The 15,278-nt window shown below is 51.2% G+C and carries 15 protein-coding genes; 9 read left to right on the top strand and 6 right to left on the bottom strand.

Annotated features, from left to right (window positions below):
* Positions 1-71: 71 nt before the first annotated feature.
* From ACO05E_RS09080 to pomA, 4 genes are all read right to left on the bottom strand, one after another.
* Positions 72-797 (bottom strand): 16S rRNA (uracil(1498)-N(3))-methyltransferase, encoded by a 726-nt coding sequence (locus ACO05E_RS09080; RefSeq protein ID WP_419812617.1) that lies wholly within the window; start codon positions 795-797, stop codon positions 72-74.
* 274 nt (positions 798-1,071) lie between these two features.
* Complete coding sequence (locus ACO05E_RS09085) at positions 1,072-1,644, bottom strand: PilZ domain-containing protein (protein ID WP_419813676.1); 573 nt, start codon at positions 1,642-1,644, stop codon at positions 1,072-1,074.
* A 47-nt stretch (positions 1,645-1,691) separates the two neighbouring features.
* Complete coding sequence (locus ACO05E_RS09090; RefSeq protein ID WP_419812618.1) at positions 1,692-2,669, bottom strand: flagellar motor protein MotB; 978 nt, start codon at positions 2,667-2,669, stop codon at positions 1,692-1,694.
* Between the two features lie 79 nt (positions 2,670-2,748).
* Positions 2,749-3,504, bottom strand: coding sequence for a flagellar motor protein PomA (gene pomA / locus ACO05E_RS09095; RefSeq protein WP_419812619.1), 756 nt, complete (start codon positions 3,502-3,504; stop codon positions 2,749-2,751).
* Positions 3,505-3,674: 170 nt separating this feature from the next.
* On the opposite strand from pomA, the gene ACO05E_RS09100 reads away from it, so the two are divergent.
* The 3 genes from ACO05E_RS09100 (at position 3,675) to dxs (ending at position 6,859) form a co-directional block, all read left to right on the top strand.
* Positions 3,675-3,953: an exodeoxyribonuclease VII small subunit gene (locus ACO05E_RS09100; protein ID WP_419812620.1), complete on the top strand. Its 279-nt coding sequence runs from the start codon at positions 3,675-3,677 to the stop codon at positions 3,951-3,953.
* A complete protein-coding gene (gene ispA, locus ACO05E_RS09105) occupies positions 3,946-4,824 on the top strand; it encodes a (2E,6E)-farnesyl diphosphate synthase (protein WP_419812621.1) in 879 nt (292 codons plus the stop codon). The genes ACO05E_RS09100 and ispA overlap by 8 nt, the downstream gene beginning before the upstream one ends.
* A gap of 154 nt (positions 4,825-4,978) precedes the next feature.
* Complete coding sequence (gene dxs, locus ACO05E_RS09110; RefSeq protein WP_419813677.1) at positions 4,979-6,859, top strand: 1-deoxy-D-xylulose-5-phosphate synthase; 1,881 nt, start codon at positions 4,979-4,981, stop codon at positions 6,857-6,859.
* Between the two features lie 55 nt (positions 6,860-6,914).
* On the opposite strand, the gene ribA is transcribed toward dxs, so the two are convergent.
* Positions 6,915-7,544, bottom strand: coding sequence for a GTP cyclohydrolase II (ribA, locus tag ACO05E_RS09115; protein ID WP_419812622.1), 630 nt, complete (start codon positions 7,542-7,544; stop codon positions 6,915-6,917).
* 179 nt (positions 7,545-7,723) lie between these two features.
* Here ribA and ACO05E_RS09120 point away from each other — a divergent pair, with 179 nt between their 5' ends.
* Entirely contained in the window at positions 7,724-8,401 is a 678-nt protein-coding gene (locus tag ACO05E_RS09120; RefSeq protein ID WP_419812623.1) for a zinc metallopeptidase, read from the top strand.
* 12 nt (positions 8,402-8,413) lie between these two features.
* On the opposite strand, the gene ACO05E_RS09125 is transcribed toward ACO05E_RS09120, so the two are convergent.
* Positions 8,414-9,355 carry a hypothetical protein gene (locus ACO05E_RS09125; protein WP_419812624.1) on the bottom strand — a complete coding sequence of 314 codons (942 nt, stop codon included), beginning with the start codon at positions 9,353-9,355 and terminating at the stop codon, positions 8,414-8,416.
* A 248-nt stretch (positions 9,356-9,603) separates the two neighbouring features.
* Between ACO05E_RS09125 and ACO05E_RS09130 the strand changes: the two genes are divergently transcribed.
* The 5 genes from ACO05E_RS09130 to phoU all read left to right on the top strand — a co-directional run bounded on the left by ACO05E_RS09130 (position 9,604) and on the right by phoU (position 15,051).
* A complete protein-coding gene (locus ACO05E_RS09130; protein WP_419812625.1) occupies positions 9,604-10,647 on the top strand; it encodes a PstS family phosphate ABC transporter substrate-binding protein in 1,044 nt (347 codons plus the stop codon).
* A 109-nt stretch (positions 10,648-10,756) separates the two neighbouring features.
* A complete protein-coding gene (pstC, locus tag ACO05E_RS09135; protein WP_419812626.1) occupies positions 10,757-12,130 on the top strand; it encodes a phosphate ABC transporter permease subunit PstC in 1,374 nt (457 codons plus the stop codon).
* A complete protein-coding gene (gene pstA, locus ACO05E_RS09140; RefSeq protein WP_419812627.1) occupies positions 12,123-13,403 on the top strand; it encodes a phosphate ABC transporter permease PstA in 1,281 nt (426 codons plus the stop codon). The genes pstC and pstA overlap by 8 nt, the downstream gene beginning before the upstream one ends.
* A gap of 91 nt (positions 13,404-13,494) precedes the next feature.
* Positions 13,495-14,298: a phosphate ABC transporter ATP-binding protein PstB gene (pstB, locus tag ACO05E_RS09145; protein WP_419812628.1), complete on the top strand. Its 804-nt coding sequence runs from the start codon at positions 13,495-13,497 to the stop codon at positions 14,296-14,298.
* 30 nt (positions 14,299-14,328) lie between these two features.
* Complete coding sequence (gene phoU / locus ACO05E_RS09150; protein ID WP_419812629.1) at positions 14,329-15,051, top strand: phosphate signaling complex protein PhoU; 723 nt, start codon at positions 14,329-14,331, stop codon at positions 15,049-15,051.
* The last annotated feature ends 227 nt before the right edge of the window (positions 15,052-15,278 follow it).

Consider the following 15,278-nt stretch of genomic DNA (forward strand, 5'->3'; position numbering starts at 1 on the left):
GAAATGGTCAAGCTATAAAGCTTACAAAAATTTACGCTTATGATTGTTCGGTCTTTATCAAATAGCTACTTTTAAAAATCCCCCCACTGGAACTGAAACACGCTGAGCGCTGCTAAAGCTGCTGTTTCAGTTCTTAGCACACGTGGCCCTAACGTTAATCCGGCAAATCCGGCATCAAAGGTTTGCTGCACTTCGGTTTCGCTGAAACCGCCTTCCGGGCCGACTAACAACGCCAGACTAGTTGGTTGGGAATAATCACTCAGCGGCTTTTGTTTATGTGGATGCAGAGTGAACTTTAATTCGGCTTCGATGTTGCTGCACCACTGGGAAAAATGCACCGGAGTGTGAATCTCGGGAACATGATTACGTCCGGATTGTTCACAGGCTGAAATCGCGACCCGGCGCCAGTGTTCCAGTTTTTTCTCCAGTCGATCACCTTTTAATTTCACTTCACAGCGCTCGCTCCATAGCGGCGTAATATCGGTGATGCCCAATTCCGTTGCTTTCTGAATGGTGAAATCCATACGGTCACCTTTGGAAATCACCTGACCCAGGTGTAAGGCCAAAGGGGCTGGCTCATCACTTTTCAGGATAGCGGTAATCTGAGCATTCGCGTGTTTCTTGCTGACATCACAAAGCTGAGCGGCGTATTCATGACCGTCACCGTTAAACACCCGGATGGCATCGCCATCAGTCAGGCGTAATACCCGAATCAGATGGCCTACAGCCACATCGTCGAGAGTGATAGTTTGCTGGGGTGCCAGTGGTTGCTCAGAGAAAACGCGAGGGCCAGACATGGGTATTGCTCGGAGTAAAAATGGCGATTATAGCGGGTTTAAGTTGGCATTGGGGTTTAAGTTGGCGTCGGAGTGAAAGTTGAGACGAATCCGAACCTGGCAAATTTTTCTTCCGCCACCCCGAAGGCACATCCCTGTGCCTGCCGGGTGGTCACAGCATCCTGCTGTTGCTACAGAAAAACTTCCCATGTCCGGCTTCTTAAATAACGCCGGTACGCCTGTGGGGTTTACGTGCGTTTGTAGCTACGTGCGTTTGTAGCTAGGTTCATTGTCGCTACTCATCATTCGCCGAATCTTCACTGCGTAACTTCAAATGACGGTTTTGCAGCTGGAACAAATGCTGAATCAGTACTTCCTGTTCTGATTCTTTTAAATCATGGAAGTCGATACGCACCAGATTCTGTTCATCCGGTTGTGAAGCTTTTTCGATTGATACCACACGTCCGGTTAATGACAATTCGGTGTTGGAAGGCTTCAGCTGCATATGCAGTAATAAATGATCTTCCGTTTCCACTTCTTCATAAGTGTGAAAAGCCATGCCGCAAGCACTCAGATTAATCCGGGTGCGCGCTTCGGTGGCGCTCAGGTCGCGTTCGCCAGAGCCCGGTAAATGACTGGCCCCAAGCATATTAATTTTCTGATTAAACAGTTCCAACAGGCGGCCCATGGTTGGATTCTGAGAACGCATCTGGCTGATGTGACTGCCGATTTCCTGTTCCAGCTGGGCAATCTCATCTTTCTTCTGTTGATGACTTTCGCGCCATGCAGTGACGTCCTCACGGCTGAGCGTTTCAAAGTCCAGTACTACTTCGTCATCAAGACGAAAAAAGCGGCGTCTATCTTCCATCACGTTGTTGTTTTCCTATATGGCTCAACCCATGAATACTCACGAGTTTAAAAAATTTCGTTCGGGCTTAATTCAAAGTCCTCAGGTCTGGCATTTAACGCATCTTCAACACGGTTATCGTCGGCCTGAATAATCGGCTTATCATCATCATCGTCTTCACGTTTGCGCAGAATAATAATTTCTACCCGGCGGTTACGTGCCCGGCCTTCTGCGCTGTCATTTTCAACCAGTGGCATCTTGTCAGCATGACCAACAATCTGAAAACGGTCTTCATCCATCTCTGGCGCGATAAATAATTCCTCAGCAAAAGCAGCCGCACGGGCAGTTGAAAGCCCCCAGTTGGTGCGGAAACGGCCACCCTGAATCGGAATATTATCGGTATGACCTTCTACCGAAATTTTACCGGGAACAGTCACCAGCACTTCACGGATTTTGTCGATCACCGGTAAAAAACGATCCTCAATATAATCAGAGCCGGAGCGGAAGGCGCCACGCTGCTGAATGCGGATAATGATTTTTTTGCCTGAGGTTTCGATTTCTACCTGACCTTCGGCAATTTCATCTTCCAGCTTGGCAGCCATTTCCAGCGCTTCCTGCTCGGCTGCCTGACTGTCCACTTCGCTGCTTTTTACCACTACCTCACGGGTGAGCTTGCCTTCGTCACCCTGAGACTCTTCCTGCTGGGTGACTTCATCCTGGCAAAGTACTTCCAGCGAGCTTTTAGTAATATCGCTGGTTTTCTGCCGGATTTCATTGATCGGTGTCGGCTCCGGGATCGACGGGCTAAAGTGCCGGGCAATCACCGACGTCCCTTTAGGCGGATCACTGACGTTAATCAGGGTCTGCACACCAAACGCTTCACGCAGTTCACCGGCCAGTCGCTTGAATTTCAACGCGTCCATTTCTGAAAACGACAGTAACAGAACGAAGAAACACATCAGCAGCGACATCAGGTCGGCAAATGTCATTACCCAGGCCGGTATCCCGGCGGGACAGGGGGGGCACTCTTCTTCTTCGGCGGACATAAATTTCTCAGCTTGTTACATCAATATCAGCGTTTATGGTTACTTAGGGCCGTTACTCAGGTTATCGGCTCGGGGCGACTTATTCTGAAGAAACCCGTTTCCCTTCCTGAATATAGGACTGCAGCATGGTTTCGATGACTCGCGGATTCTGGCCACTCTGAATCGCCAACAGGGCATCAATGATCATCGACTTGAGACGATCTTCTTCATTCATACGCAGGGTTAATTTGTCGGAAACAGGGAGGGCAAACATGGTTGCCATCATAGCGCCGTACAAGGTGGTTAAGAGGGCAACCGCCATCGCCGGGCCGATGGATTTCGGGTCATCCATGTTGGCCAACATAGCAACCAGACCAATCAGGGTACCAATCATGCCCATCGCCGGGCCAACATCACCCAATGCCAGAAAAATGGAAGCTCCGAGATCGTGACGATCGGTAGATAACTTCTTTTCTTTATTTAATAAGGTGCGCACCACATCCGGGTCGTGGCCATCGACCAGTAACTGGATGCCTTTGGCGAGAAAATCATCGCTGACTTCCTTACCTTCTAATGACAGCAAGCCACCTTTACGGGCTAAACCGGCCAGCTCCACCACTTCTTCAATGACGGGTTCTGGCTTGCTGAGCTTAAACATAAAGGCTTTGCCCATGACCTTGGCGGCACCTAATACCTGCCCCAGCTCATATTTCATCATCACGGCAAAGATACTGCCGACGATAACGATCAATAGTGACGGCACGTTCACAAACATGCTGATGTCACCACCGAGAATCATGGAATAAATAACAATGCCAAAAGCGCCGACTAATCCGACTAACGTTGCGAGATCCACTACTGCTCCTTGCGATTCCTGCGAGAAGAAATGAAATAAGTACGTAAAACAAAACTCATTAAAGAGTTTAGACAATGTTTGCGGTTCTTCCTGTCTGATTGCTGATTAAGCTGAATTGCAATCTTTCGACGCTGGGTTTAGTGTGGCCGCATCTCAACAGGCCTGCTGATATGACTGAACAGACAAACGACGAACAAGCTTTTGAATTTGAACACGCACTGGGCCAGCTGGAGCAGCTGGTATTGCAGATGGAAAGTGGTGAGCTGTCACTGCAGGATTCGCTGCAAGCCTTCGAACAAGGTGTACGCCTGACACGTCAGTGTCAGCAGGCCTTGTCAGCCGCGGAGCAGCGGGTGCAGATTCTGATGGAACAGAATGGTCAGTCGCAGGCGTATCCGTTTAACGGTACAGACAACTCCTCTAATGGAGGAGGCAGTTACAATGCATGAGCAGTTGGCCCAGGCGCAGCAGCGGGTTGAAACTCAGCTACTCAGTGCCCTGGATAATTTACAGCTGGCGGATGCCCGCTTAGCCGCCGCGATGAAGCACGGTTTATTAAATGGCGGCAAACGCTTACGTCCGTTTCTGGCTTATGCCACGGCTCAGGCCCTGAATGGCGAGTGGCAACAAGCCGATGCCGCCGCGTGTGCGCTGGAAATGGTGCATAGTTATTCTCTGGTGCATGATGATTTACCGGCGATGGATGATGATGACTTACGTCGTGGTAAGCCCACCTGTCATATCGCCTTTGATGAAGCCACTGCCATTCTGGCGGGGGATGGTCTGTTAACTGCCGCATTTGAAGTGCTGGCTGATAGCCTGCTATCCGATGGTCAACGTCTGCAGCTGATTCGTTTATTGGCTAAAGCCGCTGGTGGTGCCGGTATGGTGGCCGGGCAAGCGATTGACCTGAACCATGTGGGCCAGTCGATGACGCTGGAGCAGCTGGAAAATATGCATCGTCATAAAACCGGGGCGCTGATCCGGGTGGCGGTGGAAATGGGCGCTTATTCGGTGTTGGAGACGGTTGAGACTGAGGTGCTGGCCGCGCTCAAACAATACGCCGAAGCCATTGGTCTGGCATTTCAGGTGCAGGACGACATTCTCGATATTGAAAGTGATACCGCCACCCTGGGAAAAACTCAGGGGGCCGATGTGGCGCTGAACAAACCCACCTATCCGGCGTTGCTGGGGCTGGAGGGCGCGAAACAAAAAGCGCAGCAGCTGGTAACGGAAGCAAAACAGGCTTTACAGGCACTGCCTGGAGATACCTCAGTATTAGCCGCACTGGCAGATTACATCATCGAGCGTGATCACTGATTCCGACAACTTAGCGCTCTGATGCTACTCAACCGCCCTGTGAACCGTTAGAATGTGCGCCCTATTTAAAGGCGCATTAACTAACGGCAGTCAGCGGCTCCCGAAAGCCCGTCTGTTTATAAAATAAGCGCCGTGACCGGATGTGTGAGATTTGATGTTTACCGAAATTCCCGTTTCCCGACCATCAACGCCGTTGCTGGACAGTGTGAACCTGCCTGCCGATGTTCGTGAGTTGGATCAGGAACAGCTGCCGCAGTTGTGTCAGGAATTGCGTGAATATCTGCTTTACAGCGTTGGTCAGTCGGGCGGCCACTTTGGTGCCGGGCTGGGCGTGGTAGAACTCACGGTGGCGCTGCATTACGTCTTTAACACCCCGGACGACAAGCTGGTCTGGGACGTTGGTCATCAGGCTTATCCGCATAAAATTCTGACAGGTCGTCGTGAACAGATGACCGCTATTCGCAGTGCCGAAGGCCCGGCGGCATTCCCGTTACGCAGCGAAAGTGAATACGACACCTTTGGTGTTGGTCATTCCAGCACCTCCATCAGCGCCGCGATGGGCATGAGCCTGGCGATGCGCGCTCAGGGCAAAGAACATCAGGCCGTTGCCATTATTGGTGATGGTGCCATGACCGCCGGCATGGCGTTCGAAGCGTTAAATCACGCGGGCCATGAAAAGTCTGACCTGTTGGTGATTCTGAACGATAACGACATGGCGATCTCTGATAACGTCGGTGCGTTAAACAAATATTTTACCCGCTTATGGTCGAGCCAGACCTACAACTCGCTGCGCGAAGGTGGCAAAAAAGTGCTGGGTAAAATTCCGGCTGGTTGGGAGTTTGCGCGCAAGACCGAAGAACATATGAAGGCCATGGTGGCGCCGGGCATCTTCTTCGAAGAGCTGGGCTTTAATTATTATGGCCCGATTAACGGCCACGACACCGAAGAGTTGGTGCATACCCTCGATAATCTGAAAAAACTGCCGGGGCCAAAATTCCTGCATGTGGTGACCAAAAAAGGCAAAGGCTTTGCGCCAGCCGAAGCGGATCAGATTAAGTACCACGCGCTGAAGAAAGCCGGTTCCGCTCCGGCAACAGCATCTAAGCCAACTTATTCCAATGTGTTTGGTGACTGGCTGTGTGATATGGCCGAGGCCGATGAACGTCTGATGGGTATAACCCCGGCGATGCGCGAAGGCTCAGATCTGATTCGTTTCTCCGAGTTATATCCGCAGCGCTACTTTGATGTGGCCATTGCCGAGCAGCACTCGGTAACGCTGGCAGCCGGTTTGGCTTGTGAAGGGGCAAAACCGGTACTGGCGATTTATTCGACCTTCCTGCAGCGCGGTTATGATCAGCTGATTCATGATGTGGCGTTACAGAATCTCGACGTCCTGTTTGCCATTGACCGGGCTGGACTGGTCGGTGAAGACGGGCCAACCCACCATGGTGCGTACGATCTGAGTTATCTGCGCTGCATTCCGAATATGGTGGTCATGACGCCTTCGGATGAAAACGAATGTCGCCAGATGTTATACACCGGCTATCAATATCAGGGCCCGGCTGCAGTGCGTTATCCACGAGGTTCAGGCATCGGCGTTGAGCCACAACGGGCGATGACCGTTATGCCATTAGGAAAAGGCCGGATTTGTCGTGAAACTCAGGCAGAAGCCGGAAAACGGGTGGCCGTATTGGCGTTTGGTGCGCCGTTACACAATGCATTAGCCGTTGCCGACACGCATGACATCACGGTTGCCGATATGCGTTTTGTGAAGCCATTGGATACCGAGCTGGTTGAGCAGCTGGCGAACACGCACGATTATCTGATCACACTGGAAGAGAACGCCATTGCGGGTGGTGCAGGCAGCGCCGTACTGGAGCACTTATCGGCTCAGGGCATCATGACACCTTGTCGTGTGCTGGGGATTCCGGATCGTTACATTGAACATGCGTCACCGGCGCAGCAACTGGCTGAAGTTGGCTTAGATACAGCTTCGCTGACGGCTCTGATTCAGGAGCTAACGTTCAATAACTAACGTTCGATCGTTGTCGCCAAGCTCAGCCGTAAAAAAGCAGTGACGAAGCGAACGATCAGGCTTCGTCGTCCTGATGGGTGATCAGCGCATCATCATCTTTGGGTAAGAAATGACCTAACTTGCTGGCTTTGGTTTTCAGGTAACCATCGTTATGTGGGTTACGGCCAACCTGTAGCGGTACTCGCTCCACCACATCCACACCAGCATCGGTTAACGCTTTTACTTTACGGGGGTTGTTGGTCATCAGACGAATGGCCTGGATGCCTAAGGTGTCCAGCATCGGCTGACACATGGAGTAGTTACGCATATCGGCACCAAACCCCAGTTGTTCGTTGGCTTCGACTGTATCAGCGCCCTGATCCTGCAGGTTATAGGCTTTGATCTTGTTCAGCAGACCAATACCACGACCTTCCTGACGCAGATACAACACCACGCCACGGCCCGCTTCGGAGACAGAACGCAGTGCTTCTTCCAGCTGATAGCCGCAGTCGCAGCGCATCGAGAACAGCGCGTCGCCGGTCAGGCATTCTGAATGAGCACGCGCCAACACAGGTTCGCCACTGGCGACATCGCCCATGGTGAGTGCCACATGTTCCTTCCCCGTGCTGGTCTCTTCAAAGCCATGCATGGTAAATACACCAAAGGGTGTAGGAAGTTTAGAGGAGGCGATAAACTGAATGCTCAATGTTGTGACCTCTGACAAGTCGGAAACTACCGCCAGCCAGTGATTGACCGGCATGGCTTGAAACGGGCGCGTATTCTATCAGTACTCTCCGCCAGTGACTATTTCGGAGAGTCCATGGCAATTAAATTAGCGTTAGAATAGATTGTCTCACGTGACCACTGAGGGAAATACCTGCTTTTATGTTTTGGCTGATTCTGTTCCTGACATTACTGTTGTTGCTTAGTTTACCGGGCCTGTGGGTGCAATATGTGCTCCGCAAACATCACGCTCATCGGCCGGATTTCCCTGGTACCGGGGAAGAAATGGCGCGTCATCTGCTCACCAAACTGGAAATTGAAGACGTTGGCGTTGAAGCTACTCCAGATGGCGATCACTATGATCCGCAACATAAAATGGTGCGCCTGACGCAGGATAAGCTGGAAGGTAAAACCCTGACTTCTGTGGTGGTGGCGGCCCATGAAGTGGGCCATGCGCTACAGCATCATCGCAAAGAAACCCTGTTTCAAAGCCGTACATTGCTCGCTTATCTGGCCTACTGGGCACAAAAAACAGCGCCGTTAGCGCTGATGGTAGCACCTATGTTACTGAGCGTTGCGCCAGCCGCGTCTCGTTGGGCATTGTTTGCTGCCGTCGCGGCTATGTTGTTGGGAACACTGATGCACTTATTAACACTGCCGGTGGAATGGGATGCCAGCTTTAATAAGGCGTTGCCGTTGTTGGAGGAGGGAGGCTATTTTGCAGAGCAGGACAGGGTGGCTGCGCGTCAGATTCTGAAAGCGGCGGCGCTGACTTATGTGGCCGGGTCGCTAGCCAGTTTGTTAAATGTCTGGCGATGGTTGCGCTATTTAAGGCGTTAGGGCCTGCGGAGTCTATTCACTCGCCAGACTCCAGAGCAATCGGCAGCGATTCATATAAACCGGCATCATGGCCGGTTCCACCTGTGGAAAAACCCCGGCACTGTCCTGACATAATTCACCAATTAACACGTCAGATTGTTGATTCAGACGAGCAACCTGTTGTTGTAATACCAACCCCTGTTGCTGTAACGCCAGCCCCTTACGTTGCTCGGCAGACAAGTGCTGGCCGAGCTGCGCCATTTCCTGAGACAGTTTGAGGTTAACGTTCTGCTGCTGAGCAATCTGCTGCTGTTGCGCAGCCATCTGTTGTTGCTGTGCGGTAATTTGTTGCTGTTGTTGTCGGATCAGCCCTTGTTGCTGACCCAAGGCGGCCAGCCACTGCTGGTGGGCCTGCTCCTGATGGGCCAGAGTCTGCTCCAGTGTTTGTTGTAATTGCTGTTGATAACGGGACTGTTCACTGAGCTGATGTTGTAGCGTGCCGAGTTGTGTTTTCTGATTGATAAACAAACTGGTTAACACACTCAAGGCACACAGAAGTAATACCAGCGTTGATGAAACCAGAACGTTTAACGCACGGTGGCTGGCTGGTTTTTGCAGTCCGCTGGGCTGTGATTCTGTTGGCCCTGTAGCTGCCGGTGATGATGTTGCTGGTGCTGTTGTTTGTGGTGCCGCTGGTGTTAGTTCTCCCAGCAGGATAGCTCTGGCGCGACGATATTCGCTTAAGCGCTGTTCCAGCTGCTGTTGCTCAGCGTGAGTATCAACGCGTGCCAGATCCAGAGCGCAGCGGCGATACTGATGATTGTAAGCGGCCTGAATATCATCCGGGTTGTGGCTGAGCGTGCCCAGCAGCTGGCGTGCCTGCACTTCGTCAGGTGCTTCGCTGGAGGATGTTTCAACGGCGGGTGTTTGAGGAGAGTGTGCCTCGAAAGAGTGGCGTTGCACGGCGGAATTCATCCTGACCTCCGGTATTAATGCATGTTTGGGCGTGATACTAGCGCCATGAAAGGGCCCGCTTCAATCAGCCGATCAGCCGAGTTCTGCCACCTTGCAGCCAGACTATTGCGCCGCGCTGTCATAAAAATGAAACCTAATTGTCACGGCCGTTCTCTGTTGTCATATTTCTGTAACATTGCTGTCAAATAATGCCCGCCATCAAATGATCACTACCGAATACCGCACAGCGGTGAAATAAGGAAGTCACTATGAAAAAAGTACTGTTGACTGGCGCAGCTGTTATGGCCGCAGCATTAAGCACTACCGCCCAGGCTGAGCGCGATTACATCAGCATTGTTGGTTCTTCAACTGTTTACCCGTTCTCTACTGTTGTTGCTGAGCGCTTTGGTAAGTCGACTGACTTCCGTACGCCTAAGGTTGAATCAACCGGTTCCGGCGGCGGTCTGAAGCTGTTCTGTTCTGGTGTGGGTGACACAACACCAGACATCACCAATGCATCCCGTGCAATCAAAGGTTCAGAAATCAAGCTGTGTGCTAAAAACGGCGTAACTGAAATCGTTGAAGTAAAAGTGGGTTACGACGGTATCGTACTGGCGAACACCAAAGCGGCAGACCGTATGGAATTGAGCCGTAAAGATATCTTCCTGGCACTGGCGAAAAACGTTCCAAACCCAGACGGCAGCGAAACTCTGGTTGATAACCCATACAAAACCTGGAAAGACGTTAACCCGGCTCTGCCAAACCGTAAAATCGAAGTATTAGGTCCACCACCAACGTCCGGTACCCGTGATGCATTTGTTGAGCTGGCAATGGAAGGTGGTTGTAAGAAAGTACCTTTTATCAAGGCGATCAAAAAGCAGGATAAGAAAAAGTTCAAAGCGATCTGTCACGGCATGCGTGAAGATGGTGCTTATGTTGAAGCGGGCGAGAACGATAACCTGATCGTTCAGAAGCTGGTGGCTAACCCGAATGCACTGGGCATCTTTGGCTTCAGTTTCCTGGAGCAAAACTCTGACAAGGTTCAGGGTAGCAAAGTAGACGGCAAACTGCCGACGTTTGATGCAATCTCTGAAGGTGATTACCCGGTTAGCCGTTCGTTATTCTTCTACGTGAAGAAAGCACACGTAGGTGTAATCCCGGGTATCGAAGAGTACCTGGCTGAGTTCACTTCTGAGCGTGCCATGGGCGAAGACGGTTACCTGGCTGACAAAGGCATGATTCCAATGTTGGATGACGAGCGTGCCGAAGTGGTTGCCAATGTGAAAAATCTGAAACCAATTGCTGCTAAATAAGTAGTAGCCGCATACAATGCGGCCCTTGATTGACGCATAAGCCGGGGTTTTTACACCTCGGCTTTTGCACGTTAAATACACACTCAATTACACGCCATGAGCTAACACCATGAATTACAGTAGCTTAATCATTGCGATCCTGATTTTCTTCGGAGGCGCCTATTTACTGGGCCGCAACCGTGCTAGGGCCATCGCTAATCAGGGAGGTAAGTTACACTCCCTGCCGACACATTACGGTGCCTTAGTATCACTCTGGACCGGTTTACCGGCACTGATGCTGTTAATTATCTGGAGTCTGCTGCAAGGGCCGGTGATTGATGGCTTATTAGTTGCGCAGCTGCCAGCGAATATTCAGCAAGGTAGCGCAACGGATATCCAGCTGGCTCTGAGCAAGGTGCATAACCTAGCGACTGGTGCGGGTGTGAGTGCCGATGCGTCGCTGGAGCCTGCGGTAGAACATTTGCTGGCGCTGGAAGAACGCACTCGTCTGTTAAATGCCGGTGCGGTTGTGATGCTGGCGCTGCTGGGCTTAGGCCTGAGCTGGCGTCGTATTCAGCCGCAGATGCGTGCCCGTACTGAGGTCGAGCGCATTGTCAGCATTTTACTGTTATCCAGCTCTGGTGTGGCGGTATTAACCACAGTGGGCATTCTGGCATCGGTATTGTACGAAGCCTGGATGTTCTTCCAGAAAGTCAGCCCGATTGAATTCCTGTTTGGTACTACCTGGTCGCCACAGGTGGCCCTGCGTGCTGATCAATCCGGATCATCCGGTAGCTTTGGTGCTGTGCCGCTGTTCGCCGGTACCTTATTAATTTCCTTTATTGCCATGGTGATCGCGGTTCCGGTGGGACTGATGTCGGCGATTTATTTATCCGAATACGCCAGTGAAACCGTGCGTAAATACGCTAAACCAGCACTGGAAGTACTGGCGGGTATTCCAACCGTTGTTTATGGCTTCTTTGCTGCCTTAACCGTTGCTCCGGTGATCCGGAACCTGGGCGAGAGCATGGGACTGGCGGTTTCTTCCGAGAGTGCTCTGGCGGCTGGTTTAGTGATGGGTGTGATGATTATCCCGTTTGTTTCATCGCTGTCTGATGACGTGATTAATGCGGTACCTCAAGCGCTACGTGATGGCAGTTATGGCTTGGGTGCCACGCGCAGTGAGACAGTACGTCAGGTGGTTATTCCAGCAGCTCTGCCGGGTATTGTTGGTGCGATTATGCTGGCGGTTTCCCGTGCCATTGGTGAAACCATGATTGTTGCCATGGCGGCAGGCTTAGCGGCCAACCTGACGGCAAACCCGCTCGATAGTGTGACTACCGTAACCGTTCAGATTGTGACCCTGCTGGTGGGTGACCAGGAGTTTGATTCACCGAAAACGCTGGCGGCATTTGCCCTGGGTCTGGTGTTGTTCCTGGTGACGCTGACGCTGAACTATTTTGCCCTGAAAGTTGTACAGAAATACCGAGAGCAATATGACTAATTCATCCAACTTAACGACGCGCGAAAAAGTTGAAAAAAGCATGGCCAAGCGCCGTGCGGCGGAAACGCGCTTCCGCGTATACGGTATGGCCTCTATTTTATTTGGCCTGCTTTGTCTGGTGGTGTTGTTTGGCGATATTCTGTCGAAGGGTACTTCTGCCTTTCGTCAGACCGTGATTGAGCAAAGTGTATTTCTGGATGCTGATTATCTGGGGCTGAACCCTCAGTCCAGCTTTAAAGAAATCCGTGCTGCCAACTTTGAAGGTCTGATTAAACGTCACCTGAAAAAAGCCTATGAACCGAAAGGCCGTAAAAACCGCCGGGCGTTATACGGTATGGTCAGTGCCGGTGCTTCCTGGCAACTGATGGAAGCGGTGCAGCAGAATCCTGAGCTGCTGGGAACCGAGCTGGCGATTACTCTGCTGGCAGACGATGCGGTTGACCAGTGGTTTAAGCACGATCGTGAGCGTGGCTATGATGAGCAGTTTAACGAGTTTCAGCTGACCGTTCTGAATCAGTGGATTGACGAAGGCAAGCTGCACACCCGCTTTAACAAGTTATTCTTCACCAACGGTGATTCGCGTGAACCTGAGCTGGCCGGTATTCACGGTGCCATTAAAGGCACCTTGCTGACCCTGCTGGTGACCTTCTTGTTGTCTTTCCCGATTGGTGTGGCAGCGGCGATTTATCTGGAAGAGTTTGCTCCACGTAACCGCTTTACTGAGCTGGTAGAAATTAACATTAATAACCTGGCAGCGGTGCCGTCGATCACCTTTGGCCTGTTAGGTCTGGCGATCTTTATTAATATCTTTGGTGTTGCCCGTTCGACCCCGTTAGTGGGTGGTCTGGTGTTAACCCTGATGACCTTGCCAACCATTATTATTTCCGGTCGTGCAGCGATTAAAGCGGTACCACCGAGCATCCGCGAAGCAGCATTTGGTTTGGGTGCCTCAAAAATGCAGGTGGTGTTCCACCATGTGTTACCACTGGCGCTGCCGGGTATGTTAACCGGTGCCATCATTGGTATGGCTCAGGCATTGGGTGAAACCGCACCATTGCTGATGATTGGTATGATCGCCTTTGTGGTGGATGTTCCGGGCTTTGTGAATGACCCATCTACCGTGTTACCGGTGCAGATCTTCTTATGGTCTGACAGCCCGGAGCGTGCATTTACTGAGCGTACTTCCGGCGCCATTATTGTGTTGCTGGGCTTTCTGATTTTAATGAACACCGCCGCGGTTTGGTTACGCCGCCGTCTGGAGCGTCGCTGGTAAGCGCGTCTGTATTGAATATCCAGTAGCTATTCAGACGGTATATGGACTGGATGGCTACGTAAGAATTTAACGAATATTTGGATTGATTATTATGAGCATCATCGAAAATCACCAGACCCATGGCGAGCCGTTTTCTGACAATGCCAAGCTGCGCGCCCGTGATGTGCAGGTGTTTTATGGCGAGAAGCAGGCTATCTACGACGTTAGCCTGGATATTGGTTCCAACGAAGTGATTGCCCTGATCGGCCCGTCCGGTTGTGGTAAATCGACCTTTTTACGTTGTTTAAACCGTATGAACGACACCATTGATATCTGTAATATCAAAGGTGAAATCCTGCTCGACGGCGAAAACATCTACGACTCCAAAGTCGATGTGGTGCCATTACGTGCCCGTGTGGGTATGGTTTTCCAGAAGCCGAATCCTTTCCCTAAGTCGATCTATGACAACATCGCTTATGGCCCGCGTATTCATGGTCTGGCGTCGTCACGGGTGGATCTGGATGAGATTGTTGAAAAAAGTCTGCAGCGTGCGGGTTTATGGAATGAAGTAAAAGACCGCCTGCATGCACCGGGTACCGGCTTGTCCGGTGGTCAGCAACAGCGTTTGTGTATTGCCCGCACCATTGCGGTTGATCCGGAAGTGATTCTGATGGATGAACCTTGTTCCGCGCTGGATCCGATTGCAACTGCTAAAATTGAAGAGTTAATTGATGAATTGCGTGAAAATTACACCATCGCAATTGTAACCCACTCAATGCAGCAGGCTGCGCGTGTCTCCCAGCGTACCGCCTACTTCCACATGGGCCAGCTGATTGAAGTGAATCCGACTGATCAGGTGTTTACAACACCCGAGCACTCGTTAACAGAAGCTTATATCACTGGCCGCTTCGGATAAGGCCCGTGCCCGAAACAGAAGGAAAGTCTTATGGAAATGAATTTTAACCAGCATATTTCCGGTCAGTTTAATGCCGACCTGGAAGCCATTCGTAACCATATGATGGGAATGGGTGGTCTGGTCGAGCGTCAGGTGGCGAATGCCATTGATGCCATCTGCTCAGGTGACACCAGTCAGGCCGACGATATTATCCGCCGCGAAGAAGAAGTGGATAATATGGAAATTAACATCGATCAGGAATGTACTCAGATTCTGGTACGACGTCAGCCTGCCGCCTCCGATCTGCGCATGGTACTGGCGGTGTCACGAGTGGTACGTGACCTGGAACGTATCGGTGATGAAGCCTGTAAAATTGCTATTCATGCCTTAGAAGTGGCCGATAAAGGCCGCTCTGAAATCTGCCAGCAGGCGATGCGTTATATGGGCGCGGAAGTGGTAAAAATGATCGCCGGTGCACTGGATGCCTTCGCCCGTCACGATGTGGATGGTGCGATTGAAGTGGTGCGCAACGATAAGTTGGTCGACAATCAATACGCCGCGGCATTACGCGAGCTGATGACCTATATGATGGAAGATCCGCGATCGATTTCTCAGGCAATCAATATCCTGTGGATTCTGCGCGCCATTGAACGTATTGGTGATCATGCCCGTAACATCTCTGAGCAGGTGATTTATCTGGTCAGTGGTGCAGACGTGCGTCATAGCTCTCTGACAGAAATCGAAGAGCAGGCTGAGCAGGTCACTAAAGACTAAGCAACAGCTCTGTTTTTCTGAAGGTTGTAAAAAGCCCGAAAAAGAAAGCGGCTGACCTGTTATTCAGGCAGCCGTTTTTTTATGCCCTGTTTTTGTGCTCAGAGAAAACATTGGCAAGAATGTCTGCTACTCTGGAAGAATATGTATTAACAGTAACTGCGTAACAGTGCCAGCGAAAAGCCTGGCATTGTTCGTAATCTGTCATGCAGGTGAAATCTTAATGTCAT

It is taken from the genome of Bacterioplanoides sp., assembly GCF_965226395.1.
Lineage (GTDB): Bacteria > Pseudomonadota > Gammaproteobacteria > Pseudomonadales > Oceanobacteraceae > Bacterioplanoides.

Excerpts from the sequence above, each read along its gene's own strand:
- phoU (WP_419812629.1), top strand. The coding sequence starts at position 14,329 with ATGGAAATGAATTTTAACCAGCATATTTCCGGTCAGTTTAATGCCGAC.
- pstB (WP_419812628.1), top strand. The coding sequence starts at position 13,495 with ATGAGCATCATCGAAAATCACCAGACCCATGGCGAGCCGTTTTCTGAC.
- ACO05E_RS09100 (WP_419812620.1), top strand. The coding sequence starts at position 3,675 with ATGACTGAACAGACAAACGACGAACAAGCTTTTGAATTTGAACACGCA.
- ispA (WP_419812621.1), top strand. The coding sequence starts at position 3,946 with ATGCATGAGCAGTTGGCCCAGGCGCAGCAGCGGGTTGAAACTCAGCTA.
- ACO05E_RS09080 (WP_419812617.1), bottom strand. The coding sequence starts at position 797 with ATGTCTGGCCCTCGCGTTTTCTCTGAGCAACCACTGGCACCCCAGCAA.
- ACO05E_RS09130 (WP_419812625.1), top strand. The coding sequence starts at position 9,604 with ATGAAAAAAGTACTGTTGACTGGCGCAGCTGTTATGGCCGCAGCATTA.
- ACO05E_RS09090 (WP_419812618.1), bottom strand. The coding sequence starts at position 2,669 with ATGTCCGCCGAAGAAGAAGAGTGCCCCCCCTGTCCCGCCGGGATACCG.
- pstC (WP_419812626.1), top strand. The coding sequence starts at position 10,757 with ATGAATTACAGTAGCTTAATCATTGCGATCCTGATTTTCTTCGGAGGC.
- ACO05E_RS09120 (WP_419812623.1), top strand. The coding sequence starts at position 7,724 with ATGTTTTGGCTGATTCTGTTCCTGACATTACTGTTGTTGCTTAGTTTA.
- dxs (WP_419813677.1), top strand. The coding sequence starts at position 4,979 with ATGTTTACCGAAATTCCCGTTTCCCGACCATCAACGCCGTTGCTGGAC.
- ACO05E_RS09125 (WP_419812624.1), bottom strand. The coding sequence starts at position 9,355 with ATGAATTCCGCCGTGCAACGCCACTCTTTCGAGGCACACTCTCCTCAA.
- pstA (WP_419812627.1), top strand. The coding sequence starts at position 12,123 with ATGACTAATTCATCCAACTTAACGACGCGCGAAAAAGTTGAAAAAAGC.
- ACO05E_RS09085 (WP_419813676.1), bottom strand. The coding sequence starts at position 1,644 with ATGGAAGATAGACGCCGCTTTTTTCGTCTTGATGACGAAGTAGTACTG.